The organism is Fibrella aestuarina BUZ 2, assembly GCF_000331105.1.
GTDB lineage: Bacteria > Bacteroidota > Bacteroidia > Cytophagales > Spirosomataceae > Fibrella > Fibrella aestuarina.
Map to the genome: position 1 here is coordinate 4,706,845 of NC_020054.1, position 15,757 is coordinate 4,722,601.

Annotated in this window: 11 protein-coding genes; 5 read left to right on the forward strand and 6 right to left on the reverse strand. The window is 58.4% G+C overall.

The window, feature by feature from the left end; translation table 11 throughout:
• The first annotated feature begins 76 nt into the window (after positions 1 to 76).
• Positions 77 to 2,779, forward strand: coding sequence for a sodium-translocating pyrophosphatase (locus tag FAES_RS19350; RefSeq protein WP_015332910.1), 2,703 nt, complete (start codon positions 77 to 79; stop codon positions 2,777 to 2,779).
• Between the two features lie 127 nt (positions 2,780 to 2,906).
• On the opposite strand, the gene FAES_RS19355 is transcribed toward FAES_RS19350, so the two are convergent.
• Complete coding sequence (locus FAES_RS19355) at positions 2,907 to 3,545, reverse strand: hypothetical protein (RefSeq protein WP_015332911.1); 639 nt, start codon at positions 3,543 to 3,545, stop codon at positions 2,907 to 2,909.
• 157 nt (positions 3,546 to 3,702) lie between these two features.
• Positions 3,703 to 4,047, reverse strand: coding sequence for an ArsC family reductase (locus tag FAES_RS19360; RefSeq protein ID WP_015332912.1), 345 nt, complete (start codon positions 4,045 to 4,047; stop codon positions 3,703 to 3,705).
• 227 nt (positions 4,048 to 4,274) lie between these two features.
• Here FAES_RS19360 and FAES_RS19365 point away from each other — a divergent pair, with 227 nt between their 5' ends.
• The 3 genes from FAES_RS19365 (at position 4,275) to FAES_RS19375 (ending at position 7,918) form a co-directional block, all read left to right on the forward strand.
• Positions 4,275 to 4,742 (forward strand): PadR family transcriptional regulator, encoded by a 468-nt coding sequence (locus FAES_RS19365; RefSeq protein WP_015332913.1) that lies wholly within the window; start codon positions 4,275 to 4,277, stop codon positions 4,740 to 4,742.
• Between the two features lie 14 nt (positions 4,743 to 4,756).
• The gene (locus FAES_RS19370; protein WP_015332914.1) at positions 4,757 to 7,279 is read left to right on the forward strand and encodes a PspC domain-containing protein; all 2,523 of its coding nucleotides are present in this window, start codon (positions 4,757 to 4,759) and stop codon (positions 7,277 to 7,279) included.
• A 108-nt stretch (positions 7,280 to 7,387) separates the two neighbouring features.
• A complete protein-coding gene (locus FAES_RS19375) occupies positions 7,388 to 7,918 on the forward strand; it encodes a DUF4494 domain-containing protein (RefSeq protein ID WP_015332915.1) in 531 nt (176 codons plus the stop codon).
• A gap of 118 nt (positions 7,919 to 8,036) precedes the next feature.
• On the opposite strand, the gene FAES_RS19380 is transcribed toward FAES_RS19375, so the two are convergent.
• Positions 8,037 to 8,777, reverse strand: a complete 741-nt coding sequence (locus FAES_RS19380) for a universal stress protein (protein ID WP_041258145.1) — start codon at positions 8,775 to 8,777, stop codon at positions 8,037 to 8,039.
• 135 nt (positions 8,778 to 8,912) lie between these two features.
• On the opposite strand from FAES_RS19380, the gene FAES_RS19385 reads away from it, so the two are divergent.
• The gene (locus FAES_RS19385) at positions 8,913 to 10,853 is read left to right on the forward strand and encodes a tetratricopeptide repeat protein (protein ID WP_015332917.1); all 1,941 of its coding nucleotides are present in this window, start codon (positions 8,913 to 8,915) and stop codon (positions 10,851 to 10,853) included.
• Between the two features lie 6 nt (positions 10,854 to 10,859).
• Here FAES_RS19385 and FAES_RS19390 read toward each other — a convergent pair whose 3' ends face one another.
• The 3 genes from FAES_RS19390 to FAES_RS19400 all read right to left on the reverse strand — a co-directional run bounded on the left by FAES_RS19390 (position 10,860) and on the right by FAES_RS19400 (position 15,582).
• Positions 10,860 to 12,167 (reverse strand): DUF4403 family protein, encoded by a 1,308-nt coding sequence (locus FAES_RS19390; RefSeq protein WP_041258149.1) that lies wholly within the window; start codon positions 12,165 to 12,167, stop codon positions 10,860 to 10,862.
• 163 nt (positions 12,168 to 12,330) lie between these two features.
• On the reverse strand, positions 12,331 to 13,326 hold the full coding sequence (locus FAES_RS19395) for a DUF8465 domain-containing protein (protein ID WP_015332919.1): 996 nt from the start codon (positions 13,324 to 13,326) through the stop codon (positions 12,331 to 12,333).
• 150 nt (positions 13,327 to 13,476) lie between these two features.
• On the reverse strand, positions 13,477 to 15,582 hold the full coding sequence (locus tag FAES_RS19400; protein WP_015332920.1) for a TonB-dependent receptor: 2,106 nt from the start codon (positions 15,580 to 15,582) through the stop codon (positions 13,477 to 13,479).
• Positions 15,583 to 15,757 lie beyond the last annotated feature (175 nt).

Below are 15,757 nucleotides of genomic sequence, written 5' to 3' on the forward strand. Positions count from 1 at the left end.
AAGTCAAAACGAACATGGTTATGCAAGGGCAAATTCTATCTTTGCGACCAATCAAACAACCTTTTTTCCTTTTAGTATGCAGAATAGTCTTTACATCGTCCCCTTACTCGGATTAGTGGGATTGGCGGTGATGATCGCCAAGTTTAGTTGGGTGAACCGACAGGAAGCCGGTGACGCCCGCATGCAGGAAATTGCTGGGTATATCGCCGATGGCGCCATTGCGTTCCTGAAAGCCGAGTGGCGGGTGCTAATCGTTTTCGGCCTGATCGTTGGCGTACTGCTGGCCTTTGCCGGTTCGCAGGTCGAAAATTCACACTGGACCATCGGGATAGCCTTTGCTGTCGGGGCGTTTACCTCGGCCTTTGCCGGTTATATCGGTATGAAAGTCGCAACCAAAGCCAACGTCCGCACGGCCCACGCCGCCCGCACCAGCCTCACCCGCGCCCTCGACGTCTCGTTTACGGGCGGTTCGGTGATGGGCATCGGGGTAGCTGGTCTGGCTGTACTGGGGCTGAGCGTGCTGTTCATTATTCTCTACAACTACTTCGTAGCGGGCGTAGCCCCGGTTGATGGTGTATTGGCCGTCAACGGCGTGCCGATGGAGAAAGCCCTCGAAGTACTGGCGGGTTTCTCGCTGGGTGCCGAGTCGATTGCCCTATTTGCCCGGGTAGGGGGTGGTATCTACACCAAAGCGGCCGACGTTGGCGCCGACCTCGTGGGTAAGGTTGAAGCCGGCATTCCCGAAGATGACCCGCGCAACCCCGCCACCATCGCCGATAACGTAGGCGACAACGTGGGCGACGTAGCCGGGATGGGTGCCGATTTGTTTGGCTCGTACGTGGCCACGATTCTGGCGACGATGGTGCTGGGCCGCGAAATTGTTATTCCCAACGATACGATCATGGGGCACGCGCCCATTGTACTACCCGTGCTGATTGCGGGGATGGGGCTGATTTTCTCGATCCTGGCCTGCTACCTGGTGCGCGTGAAAGACGACAACGGAAACGTGCAGGGGGCGCTGAACCTGGGCAACTGGGGGTCGATCATCCTGACGGTCATTGCGTCATATTTCCTCGTAAACGCCATCCTGCCCGATACGACCATGCAGATTCGTGGCGTGGAGTTTACCCGTAGCGACGTGTTCTACGCCATCCTGACGGGCCTGGCGGTTGGTGCGCTGATGTCAACCATCACCGAATACTACACGGCCATGGGCCGTCGGCCGGTCTTGTCAATCATCCGGCAGTCGGCTACGGGCGCGGCGACCAACATCATCGGCGGTCTGTCGGTGGGTATGGAATCGACGGTACTACCCATTCTGGTGCTGGCGGCGGGTATCTATACCTCCTATCACTTTGCCGGTCTGTACGGCGTGGCCATTTCGGCCGCGGGCATGATGGCCACCACGGCAATGCAGTTGGCAATCGACGCTTTTGGGCCCATCGCCGACAATGCGGGTGGGATTGCCGAAATGAGCTACCTGCCCGAAGAGGTTCGTGGCCGCACCGACATCCTGGATGCCGTGGGTAACACCACCGCCGCCACGGGTAAGGGTTTCGCCATTGCCTCGGCGGCCCTCACGGCGCTGGCGCTGTTTGCCGCGTTTGTGGGTATTTCAGGCATTTCGAGCATCGATATCTACAAAGCCGACGTGCTGTCGGGCCTGTTTGTGGGCGCCATGATCCCGTTCATTTTCTCATCGCTGGCGATTGCGGCGGTCGGTCGCGCAGCCATGTCGATGGTGGAAGAAGTGCGCCGTCAGTTCCGCGAGATTCCGGGCATCATGGAAGGAACGGGCAAACCGGAGTATGACAAGTGCGTCGCCATTTCCACGCAGGCGTCGATTCGGGAAATGATTCTGCCGGGGGCTATTGCGCTGTCGGTGCCCATCATCATCGGGTTCATCTTCGGCCCCGAAGTGCTCGGCGGTCTGCTGGCGGGCGTCACCGTATCGGGCGTGCTGATGGGGATTTTCCAGAACAACGCTGGTGGTGCCTGGGATAACGCCAAGAAATCGTTCGAGAAAGGGGTGCTCATCAACGGCGAGATGTTCTACAAGAAATCGGAGCCGCACAAGGCGTCGGTGACGGGCGATACCGTTGGTGATCCGTTTAAGGATACCTCGGGCCCGTCGATGAACATCCTCATCAAACTGATGTCAATTGTTTCGCTGGTCATTGCCCCGTACATCGCCATCAAGTCGAGCGATCAGGGGGCTCACGCCCGCGAGAATGTCACGGCAGCGGGTGGCGTAGCGGGCGTTGATCTGGAAAAATCGACGGCCGCCGACAATGCCAACGTTGCCACCCCCAACCGAGAGTTTACTCCGACTGATCTGACACTGGACGGCGGCACTTCGCTGAAGGGCGTCGATGTAGATGGCATCGAAGCCAACCTGCTTACGTTCATCAAATCGGACAAGGCCGTTGATAAAGACACCTGGTTTGATTTCGACCGGCTGACGTTTGAGACGGGCAGCGCCACGCTGAAGCCCGAGTCGCAGGAGCAGCTGAGCAACATCGCTGCCATCCTGAAAGCCTACCCCAACGTGAACGTGAAGCTAGGTGGCTATACCGACAACACCGGCGATGCCAACGCCAACCTGAAGCTGTCGAACGACCGCGCCGCCAGCGTGAAAGCGGAGCTGGTCAAGATGGGTATCGCCAACAGCCGACTGGAATCAGAAGGCTACGGCCAGGAACACCCCGTTGCCAGCAACGACACGGAAGAAGGCCGCGCCCAAAACCGCCGCATCTCGATCCGCGTGACGAAGAAATAAACGAATCATTGTTCGTTCATTCTATCGGGCCAGTTTCTAGCGCAGAAACTGGCCCGATTTGGTTTAACGTGCTTAAAAAGCATTAGAGATACGTAGTCCCCTGAAACTGCTGCTTGTACTGCCTTTATCAACTACGGCTACAAACCGCCAATGCCTGCCAGGCTTGCACCAATAGCTGCTCGACCTGTGTCCAGTCGGCCTCGGTGATGGCGTTGCCTTTCCGGTCCCGAAGAAGCATGGCTTGCGTGCGCAGGCGGCCATAATCGGCGCAACGGGCGATGGGTACGTGGTAAATACCCGCCACGATCCGGGTTTGCAGGGTTGCCCATTCGTCGGGGGTATATTGATCACGCTCGCGCCGGATCACCCACCATTCCAGTTCGTCGCGGGCGGCCTCAGGTACGTTCAGGGGTTGATCGCTTAGTTTGGCAATGGCCCCGTAAAACGCTTCCAGATCGGGCAGGGCGCGGGCGTAGTCGGGGCGTCCCCGGCCGTCTTTGAATAGGAAAGCGGCTTTGGCGGCATGACCCGCAATGACAAACGAACGCCAGAACGGTGCCCCCAATTGGTGCCGACATAACTGCGCCGACTGCCAGAACAGCGCCAGTGGTTTACGGTCGTAATACGATCGCCACATGGCCGCATCGAGCCGAGCCACTTCGGCGGGATCAAACTGCCGCAAATCGATGCGACGAGGCCAATAGAGATCAACCAGAACCCAGCCGACAAGCAACCCCGCCGTTAGCCCAATCATCATACGCTTCATATAGGTACAACCCCTCGCCTGTGCGAATGTTACCCAGCCGGTGATCAGTGGCAAATCGAGGAACTACCAGATTGTCGGGCAGGCGACAGCCTGCCCGACAATCGGCAACGTCATGGCCTACTACTGGCTGCGAACGAAGTTGGTTAACGTACCTGAATCAGCTAAACACAGCCTCGTAGACATCGGGTTTGAAACCGAGCGCCACAATCTGCCCGTCGGCCTCGATGAGCGGGCGGCGGATAACCGACGGTTTGTCCAGCATCAGTTCGATAGCCCCGTCGGCGTCGGTTGGCTTTTCGGCATCGGGCCGCTTTTTCCAGGTGGTACCAGCCCGATTCACCAGGTCTTCCCAGGGGCGCTGCGTCAGCCAGTGGGTCAACGTGGCGCGGTCGATACCCTGCTTCTTATAGTCGTGAAATTGGTAGCCTACCTGGTGTTGATCCAGCCACAGCCGGGCTTTCTTTACGGTGTCGCAGTTTGGGATAGCGTAGAGCCTGTACATGCGTGACGAAGTTGGTTGATTCCACAAAGAAAGCGAAGGAGGCAGTTGGCCCAACACCCTAGCCACCTCAGCGCGTTCGGCTGACTACAGGCGGAAAAGCCGCTCCTTTCATCCGGTTATTCTGCCACTCGTACCAGCCAAGGTGATTTCATGAGCAAGTACCTTGCATCACAAAGTACCTTACACTATGTTTGTATCATCCATTGACCGCATTCCTACGTTGGCCTATGAATATCGAAAACGCGCAGGTTCAGATGCGAAAAGGCATCCTCGAATTCTGCATTCTCCACATCATATCGCGCGGCGAGATATATGCCTCCGATATGCTCGATGAACTTACCTCGGCCCGGATCATGGTGGTCGAAGGAACGCTCTATCCATTACTCACGCGCCTGAAAAACGCAGGTTTGCTCGACTACAAGTGGGTCGAGTCGACATCGGGGCCGCCGCGCAAATACTACATGTTGACCGAACTGGGCCGCAACTCGCTCGAAGCCCTCAACGAAACCTGGCAGGAACTGGCCGACTCCGTCCGGATGATCATCGACTCCCGAAACGGGAACGGCAACGGGGCTGGCAAAGCCTCAACGCCCGTGCAGCCCGTTCCGGTAGCCCCAGCGCCAGTCACGGCTGGCCCGCCTGCCTCTACGCCTAATCTTGACATTGTGTTGCCTGAACCTAAACAGCCGCAGTAATCGCGTTCCAGACCATGAAAAAGACCATCAGCATCAACATTAGTGGGGTGATCTTCCACATCGAGGAAGACGGTTACGAAAAACTCAAACAGTACCTCACCTCAATTCAACAATACTTTTCGACCTACGAAGACAGTCAGGAGATTGTTACGGACATCGAAAACCGCATCGCCGAAAAACTGCTGGCGACACTTAAAGGCGACGAGAAAACACCCGCCCGCCAGGCTGTTACGCTCGAGGATGTCAATGGCCTGATCGCCCGCATGGGTACCGTGGCCGACTTCGAAGCGGTAGAGAAAGAAGAAATTCTGGTTGCCGGCGGCACCCGTCAAAAGGCCGCCACCGGCAACGTACCTGCGAGCGGCCAACCTGCTTTCAGCTCGACCGGAAGCCAGTCTGAGCGCCAGCAGACCACCACGGAAAACCCAACGCGTCCCCGCGACCGCAAACTGACGCGCGATACGCGCCGGAAAACGCTGGGCGGCGTCGCGTCCGGGCTGGCCCACTATTTTCAGATCGACCCGGTCTGGGTGCGGGTGTTGCTCATCAGCGCGGTGATCGGCTTCCCGGTGATCGGCGACGGCATGGGCGATGGCAACGGACTGTTCAGTTCGCTGGGTGGTTTCACCGTGATTGCCTACATCCTGCTCTGGATCATCCTGCCCGGCAGCAACGATTTGCAGGAAGAAAAGGGCATCAAGAAATTCTACCGCAACCCCGACAACAAAGTGTTGGGCGGGGTGGCCTCGGGGCTGGCGGCGTACTTTGGCGTCGATACCAGCGTGATCCGCATTGCCTTGGTATTCAGCGTATTTGTTTTCGGCTTTGGGGTACTGGCCTACATCGTTTTGTGGATGGTGGCGCCGGAAGCCCGTAGCGTCACCGAGAAGATGGAGATGATCGGCAAACCCATCACGCTCAGCAATATCGAAAGCAGCGTGAAAAGCAACCTGAACGTAGCCCCCACAGCCCCCGAAAGCGGCCTGACCCAACTGCTACTGTTTCCGTTTCGGGCCATCGCGGCCATCTTCGGTGCACTTGGGCAGCTCTTCGGCAAAACGCTGGGCGGGTTGGGTACCGTAATCCGGGTGCTGTTTGGCCTGCTGCTGCTGCTCATCGGCTTTAGCTTCACCATCGCCTGCCTTACGGTCTTTGGCGCCGGCCTCGGCATACTGGCAGGTACTAATTTTGGCCCCGGCGATGGCATTCCGATGTCGATTCTGCGCGAAGACATCAGCATCCTGACCCTAATCGCTGGCTTTGTCGTTGGCATTCTGCCCAGCGTAGCCATCATGCTTACGGGGCTGCTCGTCATCACCCGTCGATCGCTGATCTCGGGCAACACGGTACTCACGCTATTCGGCGCCTGGGTCATTAGTGGGGTCATTCTGGCCACGACCATTCCGCAGGTTGTTGGTGAATTCAGGAAGTACGGTCGGGTCGAAACGACAACCATCGTGACGCCTGCCGGTATGCCCACGTTCACAATGAACGAGCGCTACAACGACGGGGAGTTCAACATCCGACCGCATATCGAGCTGGAAGGCTACAATGGCACCGACATTAAAGTGGTGATGACGGCCTCGGCCCGGGGACGTACCCGCGACGACGCCCAGGCCAACGCCCGGCAGATTCGCTACAAACCCGTTGTCAAGGACTCGACGGTCGACTTTGCCGAAGAGTTTGACCTGCCCGAAAATGCCCGCTTCCGGGATCAGGAGCTACGCGTAACGGTGTATGTACCCTTCAACAAGCCCTTCCGCATGACTGAAGATTTCGGCCGGTTTATTGACAATCGCTTCGACGACACCGAACTCGAGGGCATGCCCAACAACCTCTGGCAGTTTACGACCAACGGGCTAATCGGCGTCGGCTTTGAACGTACCTACGATCGGGACGACACCGATACGAACGACAACGACGATAGGCTGAACGACGACGATGTGGAGGTTTCTACCGATGGTCCGCAAACCAAGGCGCTGGAGGTAGGGACGGTGGCACCCAAAGTGGTGTCGGTATCGGGCAACTTCGGCGTTCGTTTCCAGAAAGGCACGCAGTTTAAGGTCGTGGCCGATGGTGAAGGCTGGATGCTCGACCAAACCACGGCTACCAACGAAGACGGCACCCTGCGCGTCGAAAACCGGAACAACAACGATCGCCGGGTAGGGCTCACCGTTACCCTGCCGTCGCTCGAAACCATCCGGCTGTCGGGTAGTTCGAACGCCCGCCTGACCGAGTTCGACAGCTTTACGGCCCTGACCGTCGACCTATCGGGCAGCAGCGAGTTGTTGCTCAAAGCGACCGTTGGCTCACTCACCACCGATCAGACCGGCGCGACGAAGTTGATTCTGCGCGGGAAAGCCGATCAGATGCAGGCCACCCTCTCGGGAGCCAGCCGCCTGAACGCCACCCAGATGCGCCTTAAGAAAGCCGATGTGAACACCTCAGGCGCCGCCGCCGTACGCCTCAGTGAGGTCGCCAACCTGACCCAGAAAGCCAACGGTACCAGCCGAATCGAGCGCGAAACCGGGAAATAGGGCCTATCTTTGAATGAACAATGGATACTGTACAATGTACAATTGGCTTCCTTAGACCAGCCATTTCCATTGTTCGTTATTCATTGTTCATCGTACATTCATTTTCCTATGCCAACCTGGTTTATCGGCAAAATTCGCTACCAGCAAACCGACGATTCGGTGGCCGTTGATACGCAGAAAGACGGCTCCCCCGAAGCGCCGAAGTTGAAAACCATCAACGAGACGTACCTGCTCGACGCCGTTTCCTATACCGACGCTGAAGCCCGGCTGTACCGCGTGGTAGCCGACAATACGCCCGAGTTTGAGATCACGGCGATCCGGCCCATGCGCCTCAGCGACGTGTTTCACATCGAAGGCGGCGACAACTGGTATAAGTGCAAGACCTACTACATGACCGAGGATGACAAGGGTCGGCAGAAGAAGGTCGTCAGCAACATGCTCATCAACGGGGCCAACCTGCGGGAGGCCCATCAGCGCCTGGCCGATAACCTGAGCACGATGCTGGTGCCCGTCGAAATTACCGACATCAACCTCACGCCCATTCTGGAAGTGGTCCCCTACGATGCGCTGGAGCCAGAGATTCCGGCCAATCTGAAACCACTGGCGCAGGTGCAGGCCGAAGCCGAAGTGAACACCTAGACAGACGAAGTCAACATAAAGGGGGTGCCCCGGTTGCTTTTCGAGTGAAAAGCAACCGGGGCACCCCTTGTCATATCTAATTGGCAGAAGACACGGCCTACGCGTGGGCCGTATTTCCTTACTTCACTTCGTGATGAACCAGCACCGGCGCTTTCGAGTCCGAAAGCAGTTTCTCCGTTGGGTCGGAGCTGAGCAGGCCGTCCAGGAAGCCTGTTTCGCGGCGCTGGATGATGTACAGATCCGGCTTGTACTCGTCAATCTCTTCGGGCGGCACGATCGTCAGGTGCGCATCAAACGAATCGACGATCGGGTCGGTCTGGGCGCTGACCATCTGCTGGGTAATGTTTTGTTGCAACACATACACCACCGATCGAATGTGCGGCTCCGTGCGGGTCGTTTGCGGAATGTACAAGACCGGGCAGGGCGCCGAACGGGCAATGTCGCCAGCCGAGCTGCCAGCCAGCCGGTCGAAAAAACCCGCGGCGGGGGTGCGGTGCGTAATCAGCAGATCGGGCTGGTATTGCCGGGCTGCCTCCACGACCTCATCATCGACCGTTCCCATGCGCCAGTCGCCAACGGCCTCCAGCCCTTCCGCCTGTAGTTCGTCGACAAACCGGTTCAGGTGTTGCTGACTGATCGATTCCAGTTCGAGTTCGGTCGAGGCGGAGCCAAGTGTATCGAAGGTTGGTGTGGCTAGCGCGGGGTCGTTGAAGGTGGGCAACGTGCTGGCCGAAATAAGTGGCTGGTACACGTGCAGCACCACCACACGCGCCTCCCAGGCGCGGGCCAGCAGGCGCAGGTAGTTCAGCGCAATGGCGTGATTATCGGAAATATCCGTTGGAAACAGGATCGTCTTCATAACTAAAAGTGCGTTCGGGCGGTAGCTTGTTCGGGGCATAGCCAGTAACCAAACCCTAAAAAGTAGCGGATGGTTATACAATCCCGCTTGCCATCTGGCACGTAAATTGAATAAGTTTGCCTGAACCCATCCGTTATGAAGTCCCGCCCTACCCCGACTCTGTTGGCCGAGAAGCCTACCCGGAGGGCTGCTTCCCAGCCCATACCACCGGCCAGTCCGGCCCCTACGCTTGTCCCTCACATCGATTGGTACTGGCTGCTTACCGTTGCGCTGGCCATTACCGCTACCATCTATTGGCCCTCGCTACGCAATGGCCTGACCAACTGGGACGACCCCGACTACCTGACCAACAACCCGCTACTCGACCTGCAAAAAACACCGCTGCGGGCTTATTTCACCACCGTTGTGTCGGGCAACTGGCACCCGCTCACGATGCTCTCACTGAGCCTCGACTACGCGCTGGGCGGCACCGATCCCCATCAGTACCACCGCACCAACCTGCTGTTGCACCTGCTCAACGTAGCGCTAACCTTCGGGCTGGTGTGGCTGTTGTCGGGTCGCAAACGGCTGGTTGCCTTTGCCGTAGCGCTGTGGTTTGGCATTCATCCCATGCATGTGGAGTCGGTGGCCTGGATTGCCGAACGGAAAGATGTGCTCTACGGCAGTTTTTTCCTGCTCTCGCTCGGCCTGTACTGGCTGTTTCTGGAACGGAAACAGTGGGGCTGGCTACTGCTTAGCCTGCTGGCTGGGCTACTCGCCAACCTCGCCAAACCGGCGGCCGTAATCCTGCCCGCCGTGCTGATACTGCTCACCTGGTGGTATCACCGGTCGACGTCGCTGGGCCAGCTGGCGCAGCAGGCCTGGGGCACGTTGCCTTTCATTATCATGTCGGCGGTGTTTGCGTACGTTACGCTCTGGGCGCAGCAGTCGGCTACCGCCATCAACGACGAGTTCTCGCTCTGGCAACGTACCCAGCTCGCCGGTTATGGCCTGATCAACTACCTGCTGAAACTGGTTTGGCCGGTTGGCCTGTCGGCGCTTTATAGCCGCCCTGGCGCAGGTGCGCCCTTTCCCACGATTTTTCTCGTTTACACCCTACTGAGCGTCCTGGTATCGGCGGGGCTGGTCTGGCTGTACCGACGTTCGGCACTGTGGTTTTTCGGGCTGGCCTTTTTTGGGCTGAATTTGCTGCTGACGCTCCAACTGGTGAAAGCCGTAGGTAGCGCCGCCTACGCCGACCGATACACCTACATCGCCTATACCGGCCTATTTTTCGCCATCGCTATGACCCTCGATCAACCCCGGGCCAAGCGGACTCGTTGGGCGCTGCTGGCCGTAGCGGGGTTGTTTTCGCTGGCCTGCACCCTGCTGTCCCTTCAGCGCATCGGGGTCTGGAAAAATTCGGAAACGCTTTGGACCGATGTATTGAAAACCCAGCCTCTGTCGGCCACCGCCTACAGCAACCGGGCGCTGTATTACGAGCAGAACGACCGCCTCGACGACGCGCTCGCCGACTACAACAAAGCCGTCGAGATCGACGCCCGCCCGCTGTTTCGGGCCAATCGGGCCTACCTGCTGTCGAAACTGAAGCGCCCGGCTGAGGCCGCCAGCGATGCCGATTTTCTCTTGACCCAAAACCCCAACGACGTGGTGGCCTTGACGATCAAAGGCACGGCGCTCGTAGGCAACGGGCAATTGGCGGAAGCGATCGGACTGCTCGAAAAGTCGTATGCGCTCGACTCTACGTACCTGAACACGCTGGTGAACCTGGGGTCGGCCTATTTCATGAGTGGGCAGTTTGGCAAGGCCATTCCGTTCTACCAGAAAGCCATCCACCGCGACCCCGGCAATGCCGAACACTGGACCAATCTGGGCGCCGCTTACTTGCAGAGTCGGCACTATGCTGAGGCTATCAAAGCGTGTCGGCAGGCCATTGCCCTGAACCCGGCCAACGGACCGGCCCACCTGTATGCGGCCTACGCACTCCAAAAAGCCGGACAGACCGACGAGGCGAAGCGGGAGGCCGCGCTGGCCAAACAGCTTGGACAGACCGTCGATGCGCGCATCTGGCAATAGGCCAGCCTACTCCAGCCCGGCCACTTTCATATCGACCTTGCCGCTGGCATACACCACCGCCACCAGCGCGGTAGGCGTTAAGTACACCTGATCGGGGCGGATTTCGTTGAGCGTACCTTTCAGCGTGACACCCTTGGCCAGTTGGTAGTTGCGGAGCCGATCCTGCACCGACGCCCGCACGGCGTCGATCTGGTCGCCAACGGGGAAGTTCAGGTTTTTCTCCAGGGTGCGCGCCAGGGTGCCCTGCAGGAGCCAGCTCGCGGCCCGCTGCAACAGGTTTTTCGTGTCGAGGTCGTAGACCAGATTTTTGAGCGACACCGTTTTCGTGGCGGGGTCGTAATAAGGTTGGCCGCGCAGGTAGATATCGCCCGTAACGCTGCCGGTAATGCCCGCCTTGATGATGAGGTTGTCGTTTTGGCCGTACAGGTCCAGGCTGGCCACGGTGATGGAATACGCCCCGTCGCGGAAGCTGAACGACTTGCCCACGACCTGTTTCTGGGCCAGCGCGGCAATCTCCGGGTACGTTACTTCACCGATGATCCCCACCCGAAAATCATCCTTCACCGTGTTCACCACCGTCAGGTCGGGCAGCGTGGTGGTGGGGCGGACTACCGGCTTCGGTCCCACCGTCGTGAGCGTGTGGCCTTCCAGCCCGATGCTCGTCCGGATTTCGCCCTGCTCGAAGCGCAGCGGCGTGATGAGCACCCGGCGCGGCACCACCGACAGCCACGTTTTGAATTCATCGGAGAGCAGGTAAGGCTCCCGGATAAGGTTCCAGGCGCGCAAGACGGGCGTGCGCAGGTCGATCTGGGTACGTACCTGCTTGTCGAGCGCCTGCGTGATGGTGCCGAGGTTGCTGTCGATGGCTTTGCTGACCAGCCCGGTAATGGGTACATCGAAGCCGACGATGCGGAGGGTGGGTTTGGTGACGTACTCGTAGCCCTCGGCTTTGGTCTGGGTACGTACCGACCAGTCGGGGTCGATGGAGAAGCGTGTGGCAAACCGAATGTCGATCTCAAAGCTGGTTTCGCCGGTCTGCATCAGGCCCAGCACTTTCTTGCCCGCTCTGGCCCAGATTTTCAGCGGTACGTTGAAATAAAACAGGCTATCGCCCTGCACCACGCCCGCTTTCACACCGATAGGCGCGCGCTTCCAGACTTTCGTCATGAAGGGCGTACTGCCATCATCGTCGAACGTATTGTCTTCGTAGATGAGCCCGTTAACCTGATTGTTGATTTGCCGTTCTACGTCGGCGAGGGCAATACCCACCGGGATATTGACCGTCGAGAGTAGGGCTTCATTTCGAACGTCCATGATGGTGGTGGTATAGGCTGCCTTGGGAGCAGCCGGGTTCAGCCGGCCCGTACGGTTCGGCTGGCAGGAGAACAGTGAAAGAGTGAACGAGATAAAGAGTGAAAGGGTGAAGACAAGACGTCCCCCCGACTCCACTTTTTCACGCTTTATCTCGTTCACTCTTTCACTTAAGCGTAACCTTGGTGGCACCGTAGCCAAATTTCTGTTTCTGGGCATCCTCGAAAAAACGAACGTTGGGGTGGCGGCTCAATTGCCGGTGAATCTCCTGCCGCAGCTTGCCACTACCCACGCCGTGAATAAACGTAATTTCACCCATCCCCGACGCGATGGCATTTTCTAAATTTTTCTCAAAGGCCCGCAACTGAATATCCACCAACTGCCCCGGCGACTGACTGCCCGGCCCCGCAGGCAGGAGCTTTTCGATGTGCAAATCCACCACCGACGTGGGCCGGTCGACCACCACGAGGGGCTGTTCGTCGGTGGGCGACAGCATCGCTTCTTTGATCTGCTCGGGTTGGCTGGGCAGACTCGCCGCGCCAGCTTCGTCGTCGAGCAGAAACACGTGGCCCGGCTGGTTGAGTACCGGTACGTTCTGCTTGTTTTTGTAGAACTGCTGCGCCCGGGGCTTCAGGCGTTTCACCAGCGGCATCCGGGCAGGTTGCCCTACGCCACCCCGGAAATACACCGCCTGCACCAGCAACGTAGGCCATTGCTCAAATCGCTCCATCTGGTATTGTTCGAGCAGTTTGGTTTGCGTCTTGGCTTTCAGCGTCAGGCTTTGCAGGCCCCGGTAGCGGCCTTCGCGCTCTTCGGCGATGGTCAGCAAAAGCTCCCAGTCGGTGTTGTTGACAACGTGCAGGGCCACGTCGCGGTCGTTCTGTGACACGAAGGCCAGATACAGTCCCACGTTCGCCAGAATCTGCCCTTTTGCCGTTGCTGCCGATCGTTGAGGGGCGATAGTCTCCCGCAGTTCGGCCGCGGCCGTCGACGGTTTGAAGCGTTCGGCCTCCATCGGCGACACCACCACAATCTCCGATTGCAACACGGGGATGCGGAAGCCATCTTCAATCTCAATTTCAACGCGCCCGCCCGACAGAAAGCGGGTTACCACCCCCTGTTCGGTAGCCCGTACCATGCGTACTTTATCGCCGATGTTCATAGTAAGTTGTTATTGGTGGTCATTGGTAGTCATTGGCTGCGCGTCATTCATTGTCATTGCTGGTCATTCGTTGTCATTGATAGTCATCCGTAGTAAAAACAATCAATGACCACCAATGACAATGAATGACGCGCAGCAAATGACCCGCCACTATTTTATTCCCAACCGCAACCCTACCGTAAAGTTTCGGCGGGGGGCGGCGTTGTAGTAGCGGTTGCCCACGGCGTTCAGGTCGTAGCCGATGCTGTAGGTCTGGTCAAGCAGGTTGTCGCCGCCCGCATACAGATTGGCCGTCAAGTGTTTACCGATGGCCCGGCGATACCCAACCGTTGCCTGTAACTGCCGCGTCGGGTCGCTCATGGCCGTGTTGGCATCGTTGAGGGCAAAGGGCGGCAGAAACTGGAAGGTCACGTAGGCGTAGAAGCCCGCGGGCAACGCCGCATCGATCCCCCAGACACCCGCCACCGGCGCTACGCCCGGCACCCGATTGCCCGACAGGTCGGTGGTCAGTTGCTGGTAATCGCGGTAGCGGTAGTTGCTCAGCGTCAGGCTCTGCCACAGTTTCAACGACGCGCCCCGCTGCCCCGGTTCGGGCCGCAGCAGGTCGTAGCTCAGGTACGTTTCCAGGCCATACTGATCGGTTCGGCCCGCGTTGACGAAGAATTCGGCTCCATTTTCCTGCGATCGCCGCACGATGGTTTCGCGCAGTTTCAGCGTATAGCCGACCAGATCGAATTGAAGCCGATCAACTAGCCGTCCACGCAGTCCCAATTCAGCCTGTTGGCCCCGCTCAGGATTGAGTGTAGCATTGAAAAAGCCTGCCGACGACAACATTTCCTGGCTCGTTGGGCCTGAGTAGCCACTACTCACATTCAGGTACAGACCAGCTTTTTCACCCAGCGCCTTTAAGACTGACAACCGCCCTAGCCATACTGGATCAAACGCCCGATTTTGTGGTCCGGGTCCGGGAAAACGCCCCTGCCGATAACGTGTAAAGTCGTAGGTAAGCTGATTACGACTCACACCCGCCGTCAGGATCAGACCATAGGGCAGCGTTAATTCGCTTTGCAAAAACAGAGAACCCTGGGTAGCCCAAAGGGCATCGTCGGTCTGTAGCGTGTCGATTTGTCCGCCCCGGTTGCCGTAGTTCAGGGAGCCCGTCCGGTTCCGTTGTAATTCGCCGCCGAAACTCGTCACTAGGCCGAAGCCCCCCTCAATGGGCTGGCTAAACCGCGCTACGACTCGTCCACCGTAACCGCGATCGGTTCGTTTTTCGTAGTTGGTAATAAACGGGTTTTCGAGGTTCGTCAGTGAGCCGTACACAACCGCGTTCGTTTGCCAGTGTGTGTTCCAGTTGGCGGTATGCACCAAGCCCGCGTAACCCGTTTTCTGAAAAATACCCGCCTGTTGCTCCACGCTGCCGGGCAAGGTGCGGGTGGCAGGCCGGGCCGCCCGCGGATCGGTGCGAAACTGCGCTTCGGTGAGGCCACCCGGCGTCTGGTAGCGCAGGTCGGTGTAGAGTAACAGCGCCGATAGCGACTGCTTTTCACCCAGCCCGATTTTCCCCGTAAAGGCCACGTTGTCGCGCGTCATCAGGCTCTGGGTGCGGTAGCCATCGCTTTGCAAATGATTGACCGAGAGCGTCGCGTTGGAGCGATCGCCCGCCGTTTGCGCCAGCGCCGAAAAACCCCGCAGCCCATAGGCTCCGGCCAGGTACCCTACCTCGGCCGACTGCGTGCCGGGCGTAGCACTGGGACCGCCCAGCAGCACCGTTCCGCCCGTATTGGCCCCGTAGAGGCTCCCCGACGGCCCTTTGATCACCTCGATCCGGCCCAGCATGCGCGGGTCGAGGCTGTTGAGCGGCGTGTTGCCACCGGCATCGGTCAGTGGCATGTTGTCGTAATAGACTTTGACGTTGCGCACCCCAAACGGTGACCGGATAAGGCTACCCCGGATGGAGAGGCGGTAGCTACCCGGTGAGCGTTCGTCCATCCTGACGCCGGGCAGTGTGTTGAGGGCAGGCACCAGCGTAGGCGTGGCAAAGCGCTGATTCAAATCCCGCTGCGACAGCACGCCGATGGCGGCGCCGGTAGACAGCAAGGACCGGTTCGATTCGTAGGCGCGTACAACGACTTCGGTGAGCGGGCGCGCCGTCAGGGTATCCTGCGCCACTTCAGCCGCCTGTGTCAACGGTTGTGCCGCGACGGGCATCGAAAAAAGCCACAAAAAGCCGTTTCGTAAAGTACAGATATGCATGGGGCGGTAAAAGTAGAAAAGATGCAACGGATGCGTCCCGTAAAGGACGCTTTTTTCATATCATTGACTGGAAACCGGTCCTTACTGATACGTCTGATTGAGCCTTAAGGTTTAGTATTTAAACGCCTTTTTCGGACCGTTTTAGCCCGTTCTGGTGTTTTCTATATGATGACAG